This window comes from Maribellus sediminis (assembly GCF_011799805.1).
In the GTDB taxonomy this organism is placed as follows: domain Bacteria; phylum Bacteroidota; class Bacteroidia; order Bacteroidales; family Prolixibacteraceae; genus Draconibacterium; species Draconibacterium sediminis_A.
On record NZ_WXUB01000001.1, the window covers coordinates 250,601 to 266,366 of the forward strand.

The window sequence follows — 15,766 nt, forward strand, 5'->3', positions numbered from 1 at the left end:
TTTGTCTTAAATAATGTTTGACGTTTACTAGAACAAGGCTAAACAAATAATGTTTAAAAAACAATTTAAAAAAGTAAACAAAAAATAATTCATTACCTCAAAAGCCTATTAAATAAGCACTTTAATTATAAAGTTAAAAAATGTTAATAGAACAAATGGAGCTTCAATTTAGTTAAGATTGAAATACTTTATTGTTTTCATTTCTTTCACGGATAATTGCAAGTTGAATCTAATAAGATGCTTATGTTAAGTAGTTGATTATCTGTATTATGTCTTCATTTGGATTGACATTTGTCAAGGCTAAGGAGTATTTTTGAGCGGATTATATCTCTAAATTTAGAAAATACAACTAATTAAACTAGACTATGCCGGTTCAGTTAAAAACACTGCTCCCCCTTTTCGCATTGTTTATTCTGCTTTTTTTAATCGCACGTCATTTTCTCATCCCTGAATCTTTTGGAAAGTATGGCCACTATCGTGCCGATTCAATGGATGAGATCGCAGTTCTTCCCATCCATTATGCCGGGAAAAGCGTGTGTATTGAGTGTCATGATACCGAAGCTGAAATGCTTGAATCGGATCAGCACGCTGGTCTGTCGTGCGAAATTTGTCACGGTCCCAATGCCAAACATGCCGATGACTACGATGTAAAGGAATTTCTGGTGAAAGATGGCAGCAGAATATTTTGTGGCCGATGCCACGCTGTAAATGCTGCACGTAAGCTGGAAAATGTTATTCAGGTTGATGTAGTAGAGCATCATCCTGAAAAGGAAAATTGTACTGATTGTCATAATCCACATGCGGTATGGGAGATAAAAGAATGAAAGATTCACGGCGGAATTTTATAAAAAGAACAGCTGCACTTGCCGGAACTATTCTGGCAACATCGGCATTAAAACCATTTTCGGCAGTGATTTTTGCTACCGGAAAGCCAGAAGATCCAAGCAAACCCTGGTACGGGATTGGAATTGATATTGAAAAATGCATTGGATGCGGAATGTGTGCCAAAGCCTGTAAACTGGAAAATGATATTTCACAGGAACCTTTTTATTTCAGGTCGTGGGTGGAACAATACACCATTAGAACCGATGGCACCATTAAGGTTGAGTCACCCAACGGTGGTATCGATGGTTTTACACAATCAGTGCCTGATGAAGAGATCTATAAGACTTTTTTTGTGCCGAAAATGTGCAATCACTGCGCAAAATCACCCTGTACACAGGTTTGCCCGGTTGGTGCAACCTATGAAAGTCCGGAAGGAATCGCCCTGGTTGATGAAAAATATTGTATGGGTTGCAGCTATTGTGTTCAGGCTTGTCCTTACGGTTGCCGGTACTTACATCCCGAGACCAAAACAGCCGATAAATGCACGCTGTGTTATCATCGAATTACCAAGGGATTACAGCCGGCATGCATGGAGGTTTGTCCTACACATGCGAGGATTTACGGAGATTTAAACGATACGGAAGGAGAATTGTACAAATTTCTGAAGGAGCATAATTGCCAGATTTTAAAACCCCATTTGAATACTGGTTCTAAACTATTTTATAACGGATTAAGTTCGGAGGTGCGATAATATGGAACATTTATATGATATTCTGAATCAAGTGGATGGGTATATTTATCCGAACGAGATAGCGCTTCAATGGGGAATTCTTATTGTCCTCTATCCTTACATTACAGGTTTGGTTGCAGGTGCATTTATCCTGGCCTCACTCGAGCGTGTTTTTAAAGTAAAAGTCCTTCGCCCAACTTATCATCTGGCACTTTTAACGGCTTTGGCATTTTTATTGGTAGCCGGGTTACCATTGATTTCACACCTGGGGCACCCTTTACGAGCCTACGAGATCCTTATGACGCCGCACTTTTCATCCGCGATGGCCATTTTCGGCTTTGTGTATTTGTGGTACCTCATGGCAGTTCTTTTACTGGAAATTTGGTTTGATTATCGCCGCGACCTTGTTATTTGGTCGCAACAATCAACAGGAATTAAACGAAGGATATATAAGATACTGACGCTTGGCGTAACCGACATTTCTCCAAAAGCCCTCGAGTGGGATGAAAAACTCGGCTACATCATCACTGTTATCGGAGTTCCTTCTGCGTTCCTTTTGCACGGATATGTTGGTTTTATATTTGGCTCGATCAAAGCTAATCCATGGTGGTCAACTGTAATGATGCCGGTTATTTTTCTGTTGTCGGCAATGGTTTCAGGTATTGCGCTGGTTATGTTTATGTATATGGTCATCTCCCGTATTCGAAAAGTAAAGATCGACATGGCCTGTCTCGACGAAATTGGCAAATTTTTGTTTCTGGTTTTGATTCTTGATTTCACGCTTGAATCGCTCGACCAGGTTCACCGGATTTACGAAGCCGAAGAGTCTTTTGAAATTTTACACTTACTGGTAACAGGAAAATTAACCTATACACTTTTAATTTTCCAGGGACTAATGGGAACTGTAATCCCATTACTGATACTAGGTTTTTTCAGAATATCCCTTCCGGAAGAAAAAGTACGGAAACCCCTGTATTTTCTGGCAAGTTCGCTTGTCCTTTTCGGAGTCTTTTTCATGCGGTGGAATGTAGTTATAGGAGGGCAGCTCTTTTCAAAGAGTTTCCTTGGATTTACCAGCTTTAAATTAGGAATGGTTGGTTTGGAAGGATTTTGGATGGCACTATTCTGGATGATCCTGCCCTTTATGATTCTTTCATTATTACTCTGGTTATTACCTCCCTGGAAAAAGCAACTGGGATAAAGGCACCGACAAACTGAGTCTACTTTTCCAGTGGTGGTTATTTTAAATGATGTTGAATTTTAAACAAATGCATCATGAATGAAGAGAAAACAAATTTACCCGAACTGGAAGCCCTCAGGAAAGATTTGGATGCACTGACCGATAGATTGGCAAAAGTCGAAAGTTTGCTGGTACAATTGAAAGGTCAGCGTGTTGTGCCCGGCAAAAGTGAACTTCCCGAAGAAGAAGCTATCGACATTAAATTCCCGTTTCAATCCAAAGGGTCCATCGAATATGGCATTGGAGAATATGGAATGGCCTGGATAGGAAATATCGTATTGTTTTTTGGATTAATCTTTCTTGTTAATTACCTGCAAAATTCAGGAAGTTCATTAACGGCCGCAGCAGTAGGATTTTGTTCCGTTGCCTTGGTTTATGTTTCTTCCTATTACACCCGAAAATCGCTTTCGGTTCTTTCAAAACTACTGGTATTTAACGGCCATTTTTTATTGTATTTCTTTACGCTTCGACTCCATTTTTTTCAGGAAACTCCGCTTATTCAAAATAAAATACTGGGTTTTATTTTGCCGTTAGTTGTTTCGGCGGGAATGCTTTACATCGCTTTCCGAAAAGAATCGCAGTTTACAGCAGTTCTTTCATTACTAATGTTGGTTGCAGCATGTGTCTTTTATGACGTTGTGGGTGTTGTATCCGGTGTTGCGGCTATTACGGCAGTACTGGCTGTATTCCTGTATTATCGGTTTGGATGGATAAAGCTTACTTTTGCCTTCATATTCATCATTTATCTGACCCATTTAACCTGGCTGCTGAACGATCCTTTTATGGGGCATAACCCGGAATTTATTGCCTCACCGGGAAGCGGATACGTTTATTTTATTGCCACCGGATTTATTTTTTCAATTCTTGCTCTGATTCCAAAAAGAGAAGAAGTCTCCAACGAATTTATTATCTCCTCTATCATTTGGAACGGAATTGGTTTCACCATTCTGCTGGCGGCAATTGTTGTCACCTATTTTGCAGAGAATTACGTACCGATATTTTCAGCGATTACTGTGCTTTGTATTTTATGGGCAGTCATTCTGAAACTGAGATCCCAAATAAAGATCATCGCATCCATGTACGTCTTGTACGGATTTCTGGCATTGAGTGTAGCTATTTTCGGCATTTTGGGACTACCAAAATCATACGGACTTTTTGCGCTGCAAAGCTTGCTTGTGGTTTCCTTTGCCCTATGGTTCCGGTCACGTTTCATGATTATCATGAATACTATTCTCTTCCTGGTACTATTAATCTTTTTCATTCAGTCGAAGTCGTTTAACGACCTGACCAATTTCGCCTACATGTTGGTGGCTTTTATATCAGCACGAATAATCAACTGGAAAAAAGAGAGATTGAACATTAAAACTGAATTTGTACGCGATATCTACCTGGTAGCAGGATTTGCCATGACACTTGTTGCGTTCTACCATGTTTCACCTCCTTCATACATTACCGCCTCGTGGATTTTTGCAGGAATAATGTTCTTTTTAATGAGCCTTCTTATCAAAAACATCAAATACCGATGGCTGGCTATTGCAACAATGATTGTTTCGGCAATCCGCCTGATTTTTTTCGACATGGCAAGTGTAAATATCGGGTACCGGGTTCTTGTATTCCTCGGGCTTGCCATTATTTCTATTACAGTTTCAATCATGTATACAAAATACCTGGTAAAGAAAAAGGAATAAGTTCAATCTGTTTCCCGGCGCTAACATTTTTAAACGCCGGATCGTAATCGATATAAAATGATGAAAATGTACAGACAAACCGGATATAAATTAATATTCCCTGCGCTCTTGCTTGCTTTCGTTTTTTGGAGTTGTTCACATACAGCATCCAATACCGGATGGAATCAGTCTGATTCAGTATTGGAAGAAGGAGTTGTTGTTCATAAAAATGGCGATTTAACAGAGATGGCTGTCGAAGCACCTCCCTTTACCGAAGGAATTTACCCCTGCAACGATTGTCATACTGATATCGAACCTAATCCTAACAGAAGGGAATTGGTTGATTTTCATGACGACATCAGCGCCATTTTCGATCATGACAGTGAAAACCGTTGGTGCCTCGATTGTCATGATATGAACAATCGGGATTCGTTGAGACTGGCCAGCGGAAAACTACTTTCTTTTGAGGAATCCTATAAGCTCTGCGGACAATGCCATGGCGAAAAACTAAGAGACTGGAAAGTTGGGGTACATGGCAAAAGAACGGGATACTGGAACGGTAAAAAAGAATACCTCCTTTGTGTGCATTGCCATAATCCACACTCTCCCCGATTTAAAGCATTGATGCCGGAACCGCCTCCTGTCAGGCAAGAGGATATTCATATTTATGAACCGAAAACCGAGGAAGATGGAAAAGAATAAATCAAGGAGGTCCTTCCTTAAAAATATTTCACTGGCTTCTGCTTCTGCGCTTGCCCTTTCAGGGTGCACACTAAAAGAGTTGGAAAAGTTCTTTCAAAAGAATTTCAGGACTTTGTCTGAAGAAGAAAAAAAGGAGCTTATTGCAGAACTGGAAGCCGAATACAAAGAAAAGTATCAAAAGGATTTTCATGTTTCTGATAAAGCAGCAATCGATGGAACTTTATTTGGATATGCTCTGGATGTATCGAGATGTATTGGGTGCAGAAGGTGTGTTTATGCCTGTGTTGAAGAGAACAACCAATCGCGTGAACCACAAATTCACTGGATTCAGGTGCTGCAAATGGATAAGGAGAGAGGTATCGACTTTGCGCATTCCGATGTTCATTATGATCCGGAAACCGTTCCCGAAGAAGGACATTTCTACCTACCTGTTCAATGTCAGCAATGCCGCACACCGCAGTGTACAACCGTCTGTCCGGTAAAAGCAACTTGGCAGGAACCCGACGGGATTGTCGTGGTGGATTACAACTGGTGTATCGGTTGCAGGTACTGCATGGCGGCTTGTCCTTACGGGGCACGACATTTCAATTGGGCAAAACCGGAAATCCCGGAAGAGGAAATAAATACAGAAACTCACTATCTCGGAAATCGGCCAAGAATGAAAGGTGTGGTGGAAAAGTGTACTTTCTGCATTCAACGAGTGAGAGCAGGAAAATATCCGTCCTGTGTTGAAATCTGCCCGGTAGGTGCCCGTAAATTCGGGAACCTGCTTGATCCGGACAGCGAAATTAGATATATACTTGATAATAAAAGGGTTCTGGTCCTAAAAGAAGAATTGAATACTCAACCCAAATTTTACTATTTCTTCGGAGTGTGATTTTATATTTCCACGCAGGGATTACGCATTGAGGTCATGTTTTAAAACTAAAAACCGTTACCAATGAATTTTATCTATTTTATAAAAGGCAGTATCCGACTGATTTTTAAAGGATCGAAAACATATTATGCGTGGTTACTCTTTTTGCTGATTCTAATTGTTTGGGGCGGATTAGGTTACGCCAATCAACTTAGGGATGGTCTGATAACCACTCATATGAGGGATTCGGTTTCATGGGCTTTTTATATAGGTAATTTTACCTTTCTGGTTGGTGTGGCAGCTGCAGCCATTATGCTGGTGATTCCGGCTTATATTTACAACTGGAAACCCATTAAAGAGATTGTAATATTTGGAGAATTGCTGGCGGTTTGTGCGGTTATTATGTGTATCGCGTTTATCGTGGTCGATATCGGAAACCCATTGAGATTCTGGCATATGTTACCTGTTTTGGGTACGATGAATTTTCCTTACTCCATGCTTTCCTGGGACTTCTTTTTTCTCCTGGCCTATTTGATCATCAATTTTGTAGTTGTGTCGCATCTGTTATACTCAATTTTTTACAAAAAGGAATACAGGAAAAAGATGGTACTGACCATCGTTTTTATCAGCATACCTATGGCGGTGGGCATTCATACAGTTACAGCTTTTCTTTACAATGCCTTACCGGCCCGACCATTCTGGAACAGCGCTTTGCTGGCACCTCGTTTTCTGGCATCGGCCTTTTGTTCGGGGCCTGCTATTTTATTGATATTGTTTCAGATTCTTAGGAAAATGACTCACTTCGAGATCAAGGACGAAGCAATATGGAGAATCGCTGAACTGATGGTGTATGCAATGTTTATCTATCTGTTTTTTACAATTGCTGAACTCTTTAAAGAATTTTATTCCGGCACTCAGCATTTGTTGTACTGGAAGTATTTACTCTTCGGAATTGGCGAGAATAAGGAAATAGTGCCATATAGCTGGTTGTCGATCAGTTTGGGTTGTCTTGCATTTATTCTTTTTCTGATACCGAAAACGCGGAAAAATTTTGTAACACTAAACATCGGCGCAGTAGCTATTTATGCCAGTGTATATGTTGAAAAGGGTATTGCGCTGATAATCCCCGGATTTACTCCTGATGTTTTGGGCCAAATTTATGTTTATACTCCATCAATGACCGAAATCAGGACTGCAGCAATGATCTTTTCGTTGGGATCGTTACTCTTTACCTTTGTGGTAAAAATCGCCATCGCCATTATTTTTGAGAACTATAGCATTGATTCAATAAGCTTTCAGAAAAGAGGTATGAACATTCAACCCGAAACGTAAAAGAATAAGTTTATTTCTTCGTTCGCAACAAATTTATAGTGGTAAGGAATTAAAATGAATTATCAATTTTGTAACTGGGATTCAACAAAAGAATAAAGGATTGAAAGACCCGGTTCTAATTCTCATGGCACGAAAGATTAAGAGAACCTTAAATTGATTTTCCGGAAACATGATTTTTCTTAACATTTGTCAAAAACAACAGGCTTCCAGGCACTCAATCTGCTAAAAGCCTTAATTTTGCGGCACGATTTTCAAAAAACAACTTTCAACATGGCAGAAAAAGATAAAAAGCTTTTCGCTGATTTTAGCCCTGTTTCTACAGAGGAGTGGGAAGCAAAAATTAATGCCGATTTAAAAGGCAAAGACTACGAGCGCGCACTGGTTTGGAAGACTTACGAAGGATTTAGCGTGCGTCCGTATTACCGTCAGGAAAACCTTGCCGGGAAAGAGTACCTGGAAAGCTTACCGGGAGAATTTCCATACGTGCGGGGAAACAATAAAACCAGTAACAACTGGTTGATCCGTCAAAACATTTTTGTAACAGATTTCGAGGCAGCCAATAAAAAGGCGCTCACTATTTTGGGTAAAGGAGCTACTTCGCTCGGTTTCTTGTTTAGCGACTGTTGTGCAGTTACTAAAGAAAACCTGGCTGTGTTGCTGAAAGACATTTGTCTGGAAGCAGCTGAAGTAAATCTGGTTTGTCCAAGCGATGACTGTAACCTGGCTGAATTGTTTGTCGATCATGTTTCGGCAGGCAGTTGGGATAACAAAAATGTGGTAGCGTCAACAGCAACTGACCCGATAGGTACTTTTGTACTGCAAGGTATAATTGCCAGTGATGCAGTTACAAAACTTAAGGCTGTTGTAGAAAAAGCCAAGGCTGTTCCAAATTTCAGAACCATAGCTGTTCATGGTAAATTCTTTGCCAACAGCGGTGCTTCAATTGTTCAGGAACTGGCATTTGCGCTGGCACAGGGTGCCGAGTATTTAACAGGTTTGACCGAAGCAGGTGTTTCGATCGACGATGCTGCAAAAGCAATTAAGTTCAACATGGGAGTTGGAAACAACTACTTCATGGAAATTGCCAAGTTGCGTGCCGGTCGTTTATTGTGGTCGAAGATTGTGGAAGCTTACGGACCGGAATGCAAGTGTTCGGCTAAAATGATCGTTCACAGCGAAACCAACCGTTACAACAAGACAATTTACGATCCGTATGTGAACATGCTTCGTACACAAACCGAAGCCATGTCTGCTGCTTTGGGCGGTGCACACTCGCTGACTGTTCTTCCTTTCAACGCGGTTTACGAAGAAACTACCGAGTTTTCGGAAAGAATCGCTCGCAACCAGCAAATTCTGTTACAGGAAGAATCGCACCTGAACAAGATTGCAGACCCGTCAGCAGGTTCATACTACATCGAAACACTGACTGAGTCGATTGCTGATGAGGCATGGAAACTGTTCCTCGCTGTTCAGGACTTAGGTGGTTTTATTGCTGCTTTCAAAGCAGGATTTGTTCAGTCTGAAATTAAAGCGATGGCCGCCGAACGCGATAAGCGTGTTGCTCAACGTCGCGACAATATTCTGGGAACAAACCAATTCCCGAATTTCACCGAGAAAATGAAACCGGGTTTCGATGGTTCACTTTTCGAGCCGATTGATTTGACTGCCGAAGGTGCCGAAGTGGAAACTTTGAAACCTTACCGCGAATCACAGGCTTTCGAAGCACTGCGTTATACAACCGATATGTACGCCCAGGAAAACAAACGTCCGCTGGCTTTCATGCTGACCATGGGTAGCCTCGCTTTCCGTAAGGCACGCGCCCAGTTTAGCTGCAACTTCTTTGCCGTAGCCGGTTTTGATGTTGTAGATAACAACGGATTTGCAACGGTTGAAGAAGGTGTTGCCGCAGCAAAAGCTGCCGGAGCCGACATCGTTGTGGTTTGTAGTTCTGATGAAGAATATGCTGAAATCGCTCCAAAAGTTGCTGAACAGCTGGATGGAGAAATCCTGGTTGTTGCCGGTGCTCCTGCCTGCATGGACGAGCTGAAAGAAAAAGGAATTACCAATTTCATTCACGTGAAGAGCAACATTCTGGAAGATTTAAAGTCGTATCAAAGCAAACTTGGAATCTAAATCACATGATCCTGGATATTGGATACTGGATTCTCGATCAAGCATCAAATATCTAACATCGAGTATCGAGGATCAAAAATCAAGTCAAGATGAAACCGAATTTTAAAGACGTAAATATAAAAGCAGCGGCGGCGCAGAAAGATCTGACCGAATGGGCTGCAAAGAACAATATCAAAAAAGACTGGATGACACCGGAACAGATTCCGGTGAAACCGGTTTACACCAAGGAAGACCTTGAAGGAATGGAGCACCTGAACTACGCAGCAGGTTTGGCACCATACCTTCGCGGACCATATTCTGCCATGTATGCCATGCAGCCCTGGACTATCCGTCAGTACGCGGGTTTTTCCACTGCTGAAGAATCAAACGCTTTCTACCGTCGTAACCTTGCGGCCGGTCAGAAAGGTTTGTCAGTGGCATTCGACCTTGCAACTCACCGCGGATACGACTCAGATCACCCACGTGTGATCGGAGACGTTGGTAAAGCCGGTGTGGCAATCGATTCGATTCTGGATATGAAGATCCTCTTCGACCAGATCCCGCTCGATAAAATGTCGGTGTCGATGACCATGAACGGAGCCGTGCTTCCGGTAATGGCATTCTACATTGTAACCGGTCTGGAACAAGGTGCTACCCTGGAACAGCTTTCAGGAACAATTCAGAACGATATTCTGAAAGAATTCATGGTGCGTAACACTTACATTTACCCGCCGGAATTCTCGATGAAGATCATCGCAGATATTTTCGAATTTACTTCGAAGAACATGCCGAAATTCAACTCGATTTCGATTTCGGGTTACCATATGCAGGAAGCCGGTGCAACTGCCGACATTGAAATGGCGTACACGCTGGCCGACGGTCTGGATTACCTTCGCACCGGAGTGAAAGCAGGTTTGGATATCGATGCGTTTGCACCACGTTTGTCGTTCTTCTGGGCAATTGGTATGAACCACTTCATGGAGATCGCAAAAATGCGTGCTGCTCGTATGATCTGGGCGAAACTGGTGAAACAGTTCAATCCGAAAAACCCAAAATCGATGGCGCTGCGCACACACTCGCAAACTTCAGGATGGTCGCTGACCGAGCAGGATCCGTTCAACAACGTAGGACGTACTGCAATTGAAGCGATGGCTGCAGCACTGGGACACACCCAGAGTTTGCACACCAACGCACTGGATGAGGCGATTGCATTGCCAACCGATTTCTCGGCGCGTATTGCACGTAACACACAGTTATATATTCAGCAGGAAACTGAAATTTGTCGTTCGGCTGACCCGTGGGCAGGTTCGTACTATGTTGAAGCACTGACACACGAATTGGCTCAAAAAGCCTGGGCGCTGATCGAAGAAGTGGAAAAACTGGGCGGTATGGCAAAAGCCATCGAAACCGGTGTACCGAAAATGCGTATCGAAGAAGCTGCAGCACGTGCTCAGGGTAGAATCGACGGTGGTTCACAAACCATCGTAGGTATCAACAAATACCGTCTTGAGAAAGAAGATCCGATTGATATTCTGGATATCGACAACACTGCGGTTCGTGCATCACAGATCGAGCGTTTGAATAAACTGCGTGCCGAACGTAACGAAGCTGAAGTTCAGGAAGCGCTGGCAGCCATCACCAAAGCCGTTGAAACCGGCTTAGGTAATTTGCTGGAGTTATCGATCGAAGCTGCGAAAAAACGTGCATCTTTGGGTGAAATTTCAGACGCCTGCGAAAAAATAGTAGGCCGTTATAAAGCAGTAATCAGAACGATTGAAGGCGTGTACAAGTCAGAAGCTAAAGATAAATCAGAGTTTAAAGAAGCTCAGGAACTGGCCAAACAATTTGCCGAAATGGAAGGTCGCCAGCCTCGTATCATGATCGCAAAAATGGGTCAGGACGGACACGACCGTGGTGCAAAAGTGGTTGCTACCGGTTACGCCGACCTTGGTTTCGACGTAGACATGGGACCGCTGTTCCAGACTCCGGAAGAAGCTGCCAAGCAAGCCGTTGAAAACGACGTACATGTGGTAGGTGTTTCTTCGCTGGCTGCAGGACACAAAACGTTGGTTCCTGCGATTATCGAAGAACTGAAAAAACTTGGTCGCGACGACATCATGGTAATTTGCGGTGGTGTAATTCCGGCACAGGATTACCAGTACTTGTACGACGCAGGTGCGGTTGCCATTTTTGGCCCGGGTACCAGCGTGGCAGGTGCCGGTAAAAAAATCCTCGAGATTTTAATCGAAGCCTACAAAGAAGACTAATCTTTAAATGCGAAACTCATAGTAGAAGTCGCTATATACTGAAAGCCGGTTCCGTTTGGGACCGGCTTTTTTTATCCAACCCGTACCGGGTTGTTGGCAATGTTTGTCAACATTGCTACTAAAATCGAACGCATACTGCGTTCAGGATTTGGAAAAAGAAAAAATTTGTACGAGTTGCATGTTTTGTGTTGGTATGAGAATCTGTCGTTTCCGATAAAAATCCGGTACGGATTTGATTATAATAGCAGCAAACGTATGTTTGATGCGAAAGAACCCGGTACGGGTTCGATATACCACCGGCCCGCAAATCAATCGAAAAATTCAAATAAGAACCGATCGTCATAATCAACCTCAAACTTTTTAAAAAAAGCGAGGTATTCTTCCTGAAACGTTGTTTTATAATGGTGTTCTTTTTGATTCTGGATATAATTAACAACAGTATCTACCTGCGATTTACTGTACGAAAAACACGCATAACCATTTTGCCACTGAAACTTTCCGGGAAACCACTTTTTATCATTGATAAAATTGGACGACGCTCGTTTGATCTCTTTAATTGTTTCCGAAGGAGATTTGGCTGGCGAGAAACTCATAAAAACATGTACATGATCGGGCATGCCGTTTACTTCAAAACTTCTGTGTCCCATCGAATTGATCAACCCGGCTATAAACGGGAATACTTCCTTTTGTTGTTCGGGCTGTAAAAGTGCTTCTCTGAATTTAACTGCAAATACAAAATGCAGATAGATTTGTGTGAATGTTCCGGGTGTCATTTTTCTTTTAAAGGTAAGAAAAACAGGTGATTTTATCCAACCCATACCGGGTTGTGGTTTCCACCGTGAATAATTTATGCTATTAGAAGCCAACCCGAACCGTGTTGTTGGTAATGCTTGACGACATTGCTACAAAAATCGAACACATACTGCGTTCCGGATTCGGAAAAAGAAAAAAGTTCATACCGGGTTGCATGTTTTTGTCTGAAGGCAAATCCGTTGTTCGGAAGAAAATCCGGTACGGATTTGATTATAATAGCAGCAAGCGAAAGCTTGATGCGAAAGAACCCGGTACGGGTTCGATGTGCCATTGAACTAATTTTAGTCAAAGAAATCGAACAAGGAACGTCTTCGTTCTCGATTTCAAAATTTTGAGGAGCAGCCAGGTATTCTTCGTTGAGAAATATGGTGAAAGAAGGAAAACGATCGATTTGTTACCGGTTCGAAGCCGGTCGTGTAAAATTGACAACAAGATATAGCTGAAAATAAAATTATGTTACTTTTATGGACGCAAAGAAATCAAACTTTAAATCAACTAAAATGAGGAAAAATCTACTACTTCTTTTACTATTTCTGTTATGTGTTCCCAGCTCGTTTGCGCAATATACGCCGTTTTACCAATGGACCTTGCTGCCTCCTGCGGTGATGGATGAAATCATTGGTGAATCATCGGGGGAAACAGCCATAAATCATGTGATTGAGATGGTGGGTTATCAACGTAACCGCCCTGCAAGTGAATATGGTTCGGCAGATTTTCGCGAAGGAAAATATGTGCTTGACAAGTTAAACGAATATGGAATCGCAGGAGCCAAAATCGAACGTTTCGAAGGTGGTGAAACATGGGATGGTATTAAAGGAGAATTGTGGGAGATTGAACCGGGAAGAAAAAAACTGGCCGATTATAAAGACATTGCGCTTTCGCTGGCCGACGGAAGTCAACCAACCGATGTAACCTCCGAATTGATTTGGGTGGAGGAAGGCCGGGAAGAAGACTTTGAAGGTTTGGATGTTGCAGGCAAAATTGTTGTGACATCAGGAACAGTTGGCAGTGCCCACAGAACAGCAGTGGAAAAAGGTGCTGTTGGTGTTGTTGCTTTTGGCTCGAGCCGGGAACTTACGGTTCCACTTGCTATTCCTGCCAGCGGAATCAGGGGAGAAAACGCAACGTTTGGTTTTTACCTCACGCCACGCGAAGGTTACCAATTGCGTGACCGCTTGATTCATGGCGAAAAAATTAAAGTACATGCTGTTGTTGAGTCACAAATGTTGCCGTACGAACTGCAGGTGCCAACTTGTGTTATTCCGGGCAGCGATCCTGATGCAGGAGAGGTTATTCTTTCAGCTCATATTTTCGAAGGTTATTCAAAACAGGGAGCCAACGATAACGTATCGGGCGGTGCAGCCATTCTCGAAGTGGCACGCATCATTAATCAATTGGTTGCCGATGGCCGCATAGAACAACCCAAAAGAAGTATCCGTTTTATCTGGGTGCCCGAATTCTCGGGAACAATTCCGTGGGTGAGTGCACATAAAGACATCATGGACCAAACACTTTGTAACATCAACCTCGACATGGTGGGGCTTCACCTGAAAAGCAACAATTCGTTTTTTAGTCTGATGCGTACCACTTTTGGTAATCCGCATTATATAAACGATGTGATGGAAAATTACTTCGTGTACATGGGGGAGGTCAATCGCGAAATTCTTGCAAACAGGAGCAATAAAAAAATTGCCAATCAGATTATTGCGCCCAGCGGAACCGACGATCCTTTTTATTACCAGGTGGAGCAACATTACGGCTCATCGGACCACGAAGTATTTAATAACTGGACCATGCATGTGCCTGGAGTGATGCTGATTACATGGCCCGACATGTACTACCATACCTCACAGGATACTCCTGATAAACTCGATGCCACACAAATGAAACGCGCAGCAGTTATAGCAGCTGCGGGCGCTTATAACATCGCTTCAGCCGATGAAGAAATGGCCGGTTCGATTGCGGAAACCTCATTTACTTACGGATCGAAAAGAATGGGGATTGAACTGGCCCGTGCATTGGATGAATTGAAATATGCTGATGCAGAGTCGTTTGAACCCACCTGTAAAAAAGTAAAAGCTTATTTGGAAACTACTTATAAAAACGAGCTTGCCACTCTTCAATCGGTTGCTGAACTGGCTCCGAACAGTAAAGTACTTGGCAAACAGTTGGCAACATTGAGTGCATCGACGAAGCAGCTTTTCGAGGCCAATTCAGTAGTTTTGGATAATCAGATAGAATTGACAGCTACAAAACTAGGCTTGAAAGTTCCTTCGTACAAGCTTACAGAATTGGAAAAACAAGCGAGCGAATTCGTTCCTGTTCCCTCGGAAAAATTGTCGACAGGTAAATTTGGGATTGAACGTGCAGTGTATGCATTGCCCAAAGATATTTTGGAGAAATACCCTTTTAGAAACATGGCAAATGCTACTGAATTTTGTGCTTTAATTAATGGTAAAAACAGTGCATTGGATATTAAAAAGATGTTGGATACCCAACATAAAAAAGAATCGGATTTGCAAAGTGTTTTAAATTATTGCGAGTTGCTGCGCCTGGTAGAACTCATAAATTGAGTACTCGACATTAATTTATCGAAAAAATGAAACCATAGAATATGAAGAAATGGGCCGGTTCCTTTTTGGGGCCGGCTTTTTCATGTAATTAAAGCTTTTCCAGGGCAGCCGCTACTTCTGTTACATCAGACCTGTCGCCGTGGGTTGAGCTAACTTTTGAATAGATAACGGTGCCTTTTTTGTTGATTACAAAAGTTGATGGATAAGCTGTTTCTTTTGGGGCATCCCACCTGAGACCGTATTTATTTATCATTTTATAATTAGGGTCGAGAGCAAAGAAAAATCCATCGGGAAAGGAAAAATCTGAGGCAAATTCAGTAGCTTTTTCCAGTAGAACTTCAGAAGGTCCTGGGTAAACGAACAGCACTCTGGCACCGGATGCTTTAAACTGGTCTGTTCCGGCAATAAATTCGCCCACCTGCCTGGTACATATCGGACATTGGTACTCGGGCCATCCGCGAAGAACGATCAGGACCACCGGGCCTTCCTTATACAATTGGCTTAATTTTATACTTTCTCCACCAATCAGATCCAGTTTAAAATTGATGGCTTTATCGCCAGTTTTTACTTTAGCGTTTTGCGCTAAGGCAATTATTGGAAGACTTATTAAAAGGATTGCGAGTACTTTTTTCATGACAGAACTATTTTT

Annotated in this window: 12 protein-coding genes; 10 read left to right on the plus strand and 2 right to left on the minus strand. The window is 42.3% G+C overall.

Translation table 11 applies throughout. From position 1 onward, the window contains the following. The first annotated feature begins 365 nt into the window (after nt 1-365). The 9 genes from HFD85_RS01020 (at nt 366) to scpA (ending at nt 11,731) form a co-directional block, all read left to right on the plus strand. Complete coding sequence (locus tag HFD85_RS01020) at nt 366-824, plus strand: cytochrome c3 family protein (RefSeq protein ID WP_167604745.1); 459 nt, start codon at nt 366-368, stop codon at nt 822-824. Continuing rightward, nucleotides 806-1,576: a 4Fe-4S dicluster domain-containing protein gene (locus tag HFD85_RS01025; protein ID WP_206081823.1), complete on the plus strand. Its 771-nt coding sequence runs from the start codon at nt 806-808 to the stop codon at nt 1,574-1,576. The genes HFD85_RS01020 and HFD85_RS01025 overlap by 19 nt, the downstream gene beginning before the upstream one ends. A 1-nt stretch (nt 1,577) precedes the next feature. Continuing rightward, nucleotides 1,578-2,756 (plus strand): NrfD/PsrC family molybdoenzyme membrane anchor subunit, encoded by a 1,179-nt coding sequence (gene nrfD / locus HFD85_RS01030; protein WP_167604746.1) that lies wholly within the window; start codon nt 1,578-1,580, stop codon nt 2,754-2,756. Between the two features lie 74 nt (nt 2,757-2,830). Beyond that, nucleotides 2,831-4,483 (plus strand): hypothetical protein, encoded by a 1,653-nt coding sequence (locus tag HFD85_RS01035; RefSeq protein WP_167604747.1) that lies wholly within the window; start codon nt 2,831-2,833, stop codon nt 4,481-4,483. Nucleotides 4,484-4,549: 66 nt separating this feature from the next. After that, complete coding sequence (locus tag HFD85_RS01040; protein ID WP_206081824.1) at nt 4,550-5,164, plus strand: cytochrome c3 family protein; 615 nt, start codon at nt 4,550-4,552, stop codon at nt 5,162-5,164. Next, nucleotides 5,151-6,041: a 4Fe-4S dicluster domain-containing protein gene (locus HFD85_RS01045; protein WP_206081825.1), complete on the plus strand. Its 891-nt coding sequence runs from the start codon at nt 5,151-5,153 to the stop codon at nt 6,039-6,041. Before HFD85_RS01040 ends, HFD85_RS01045 begins: the two co-directional genes overlap by 14 nt. A 63-nt stretch (nt 6,042-6,104) precedes the next feature. Continuing rightward, nucleotides 6,105-7,352 (plus strand): sulfate reduction electron transfer complex DsrMKJOP subunit DsrP, encoded by a 1,248-nt coding sequence (gene dsrP, locus HFD85_RS01050; protein WP_167604749.1) that lies wholly within the window; start codon nt 6,105-6,107, stop codon nt 7,350-7,352. A gap of 270 nt (nt 7,353-7,622) precedes the next feature. After that, nucleotides 7,623-9,485, plus strand: a complete 1,863-nt coding sequence (locus tag HFD85_RS01055) for a methylmalonyl-CoA mutase family protein (protein WP_167604750.1) — start codon at nt 7,623-7,625, stop codon at nt 9,483-9,485. Between the two features lie 89 nt (nt 9,486-9,574). Then, the gene (gene scpA, locus HFD85_RS01060) at nt 9,575-11,731 is read left to right on the plus strand and encodes a methylmalonyl-CoA mutase (protein WP_167604751.1); all 2,157 of its coding nucleotides are present in this window, start codon (nt 9,575-9,577) and stop codon (nt 11,729-11,731) included. Between the two features lie 308 nt (nt 11,732-12,039). Here scpA and tnpA read toward each other — a convergent pair whose 3' ends face one another. Beyond that, a complete protein-coding gene (gene tnpA, locus HFD85_RS01065) occupies nt 12,040-12,549 on the minus strand; it encodes an IS200/IS605 family transposase (protein WP_206081826.1) in 510 nt (169 codons plus the stop codon). Between the two features lie 495 nt (nt 12,550-13,044). Here tnpA and HFD85_RS01070 point away from each other — a divergent pair, with 495 nt between their 5' ends. After that, a complete protein-coding gene (locus HFD85_RS01070) occupies nt 13,045-15,117 on the plus strand; it encodes a M28 family peptidase (RefSeq protein WP_167604752.1) in 2,073 nt (690 codons plus the stop codon). An 88-nt stretch (nt 15,118-15,205) separates the two neighbouring features. Here the strand turns inward: HFD85_RS01070 and HFD85_RS01075 are convergent, their stop codons facing one another. Further along, complete coding sequence (locus tag HFD85_RS01075) at nt 15,206-15,751, minus strand: peroxiredoxin family protein (protein ID WP_167604753.1); 546 nt, start codon at nt 15,749-15,751, stop codon at nt 15,206-15,208. Nucleotides 15,752-15,766: the final 15 nt, after the last annotated feature.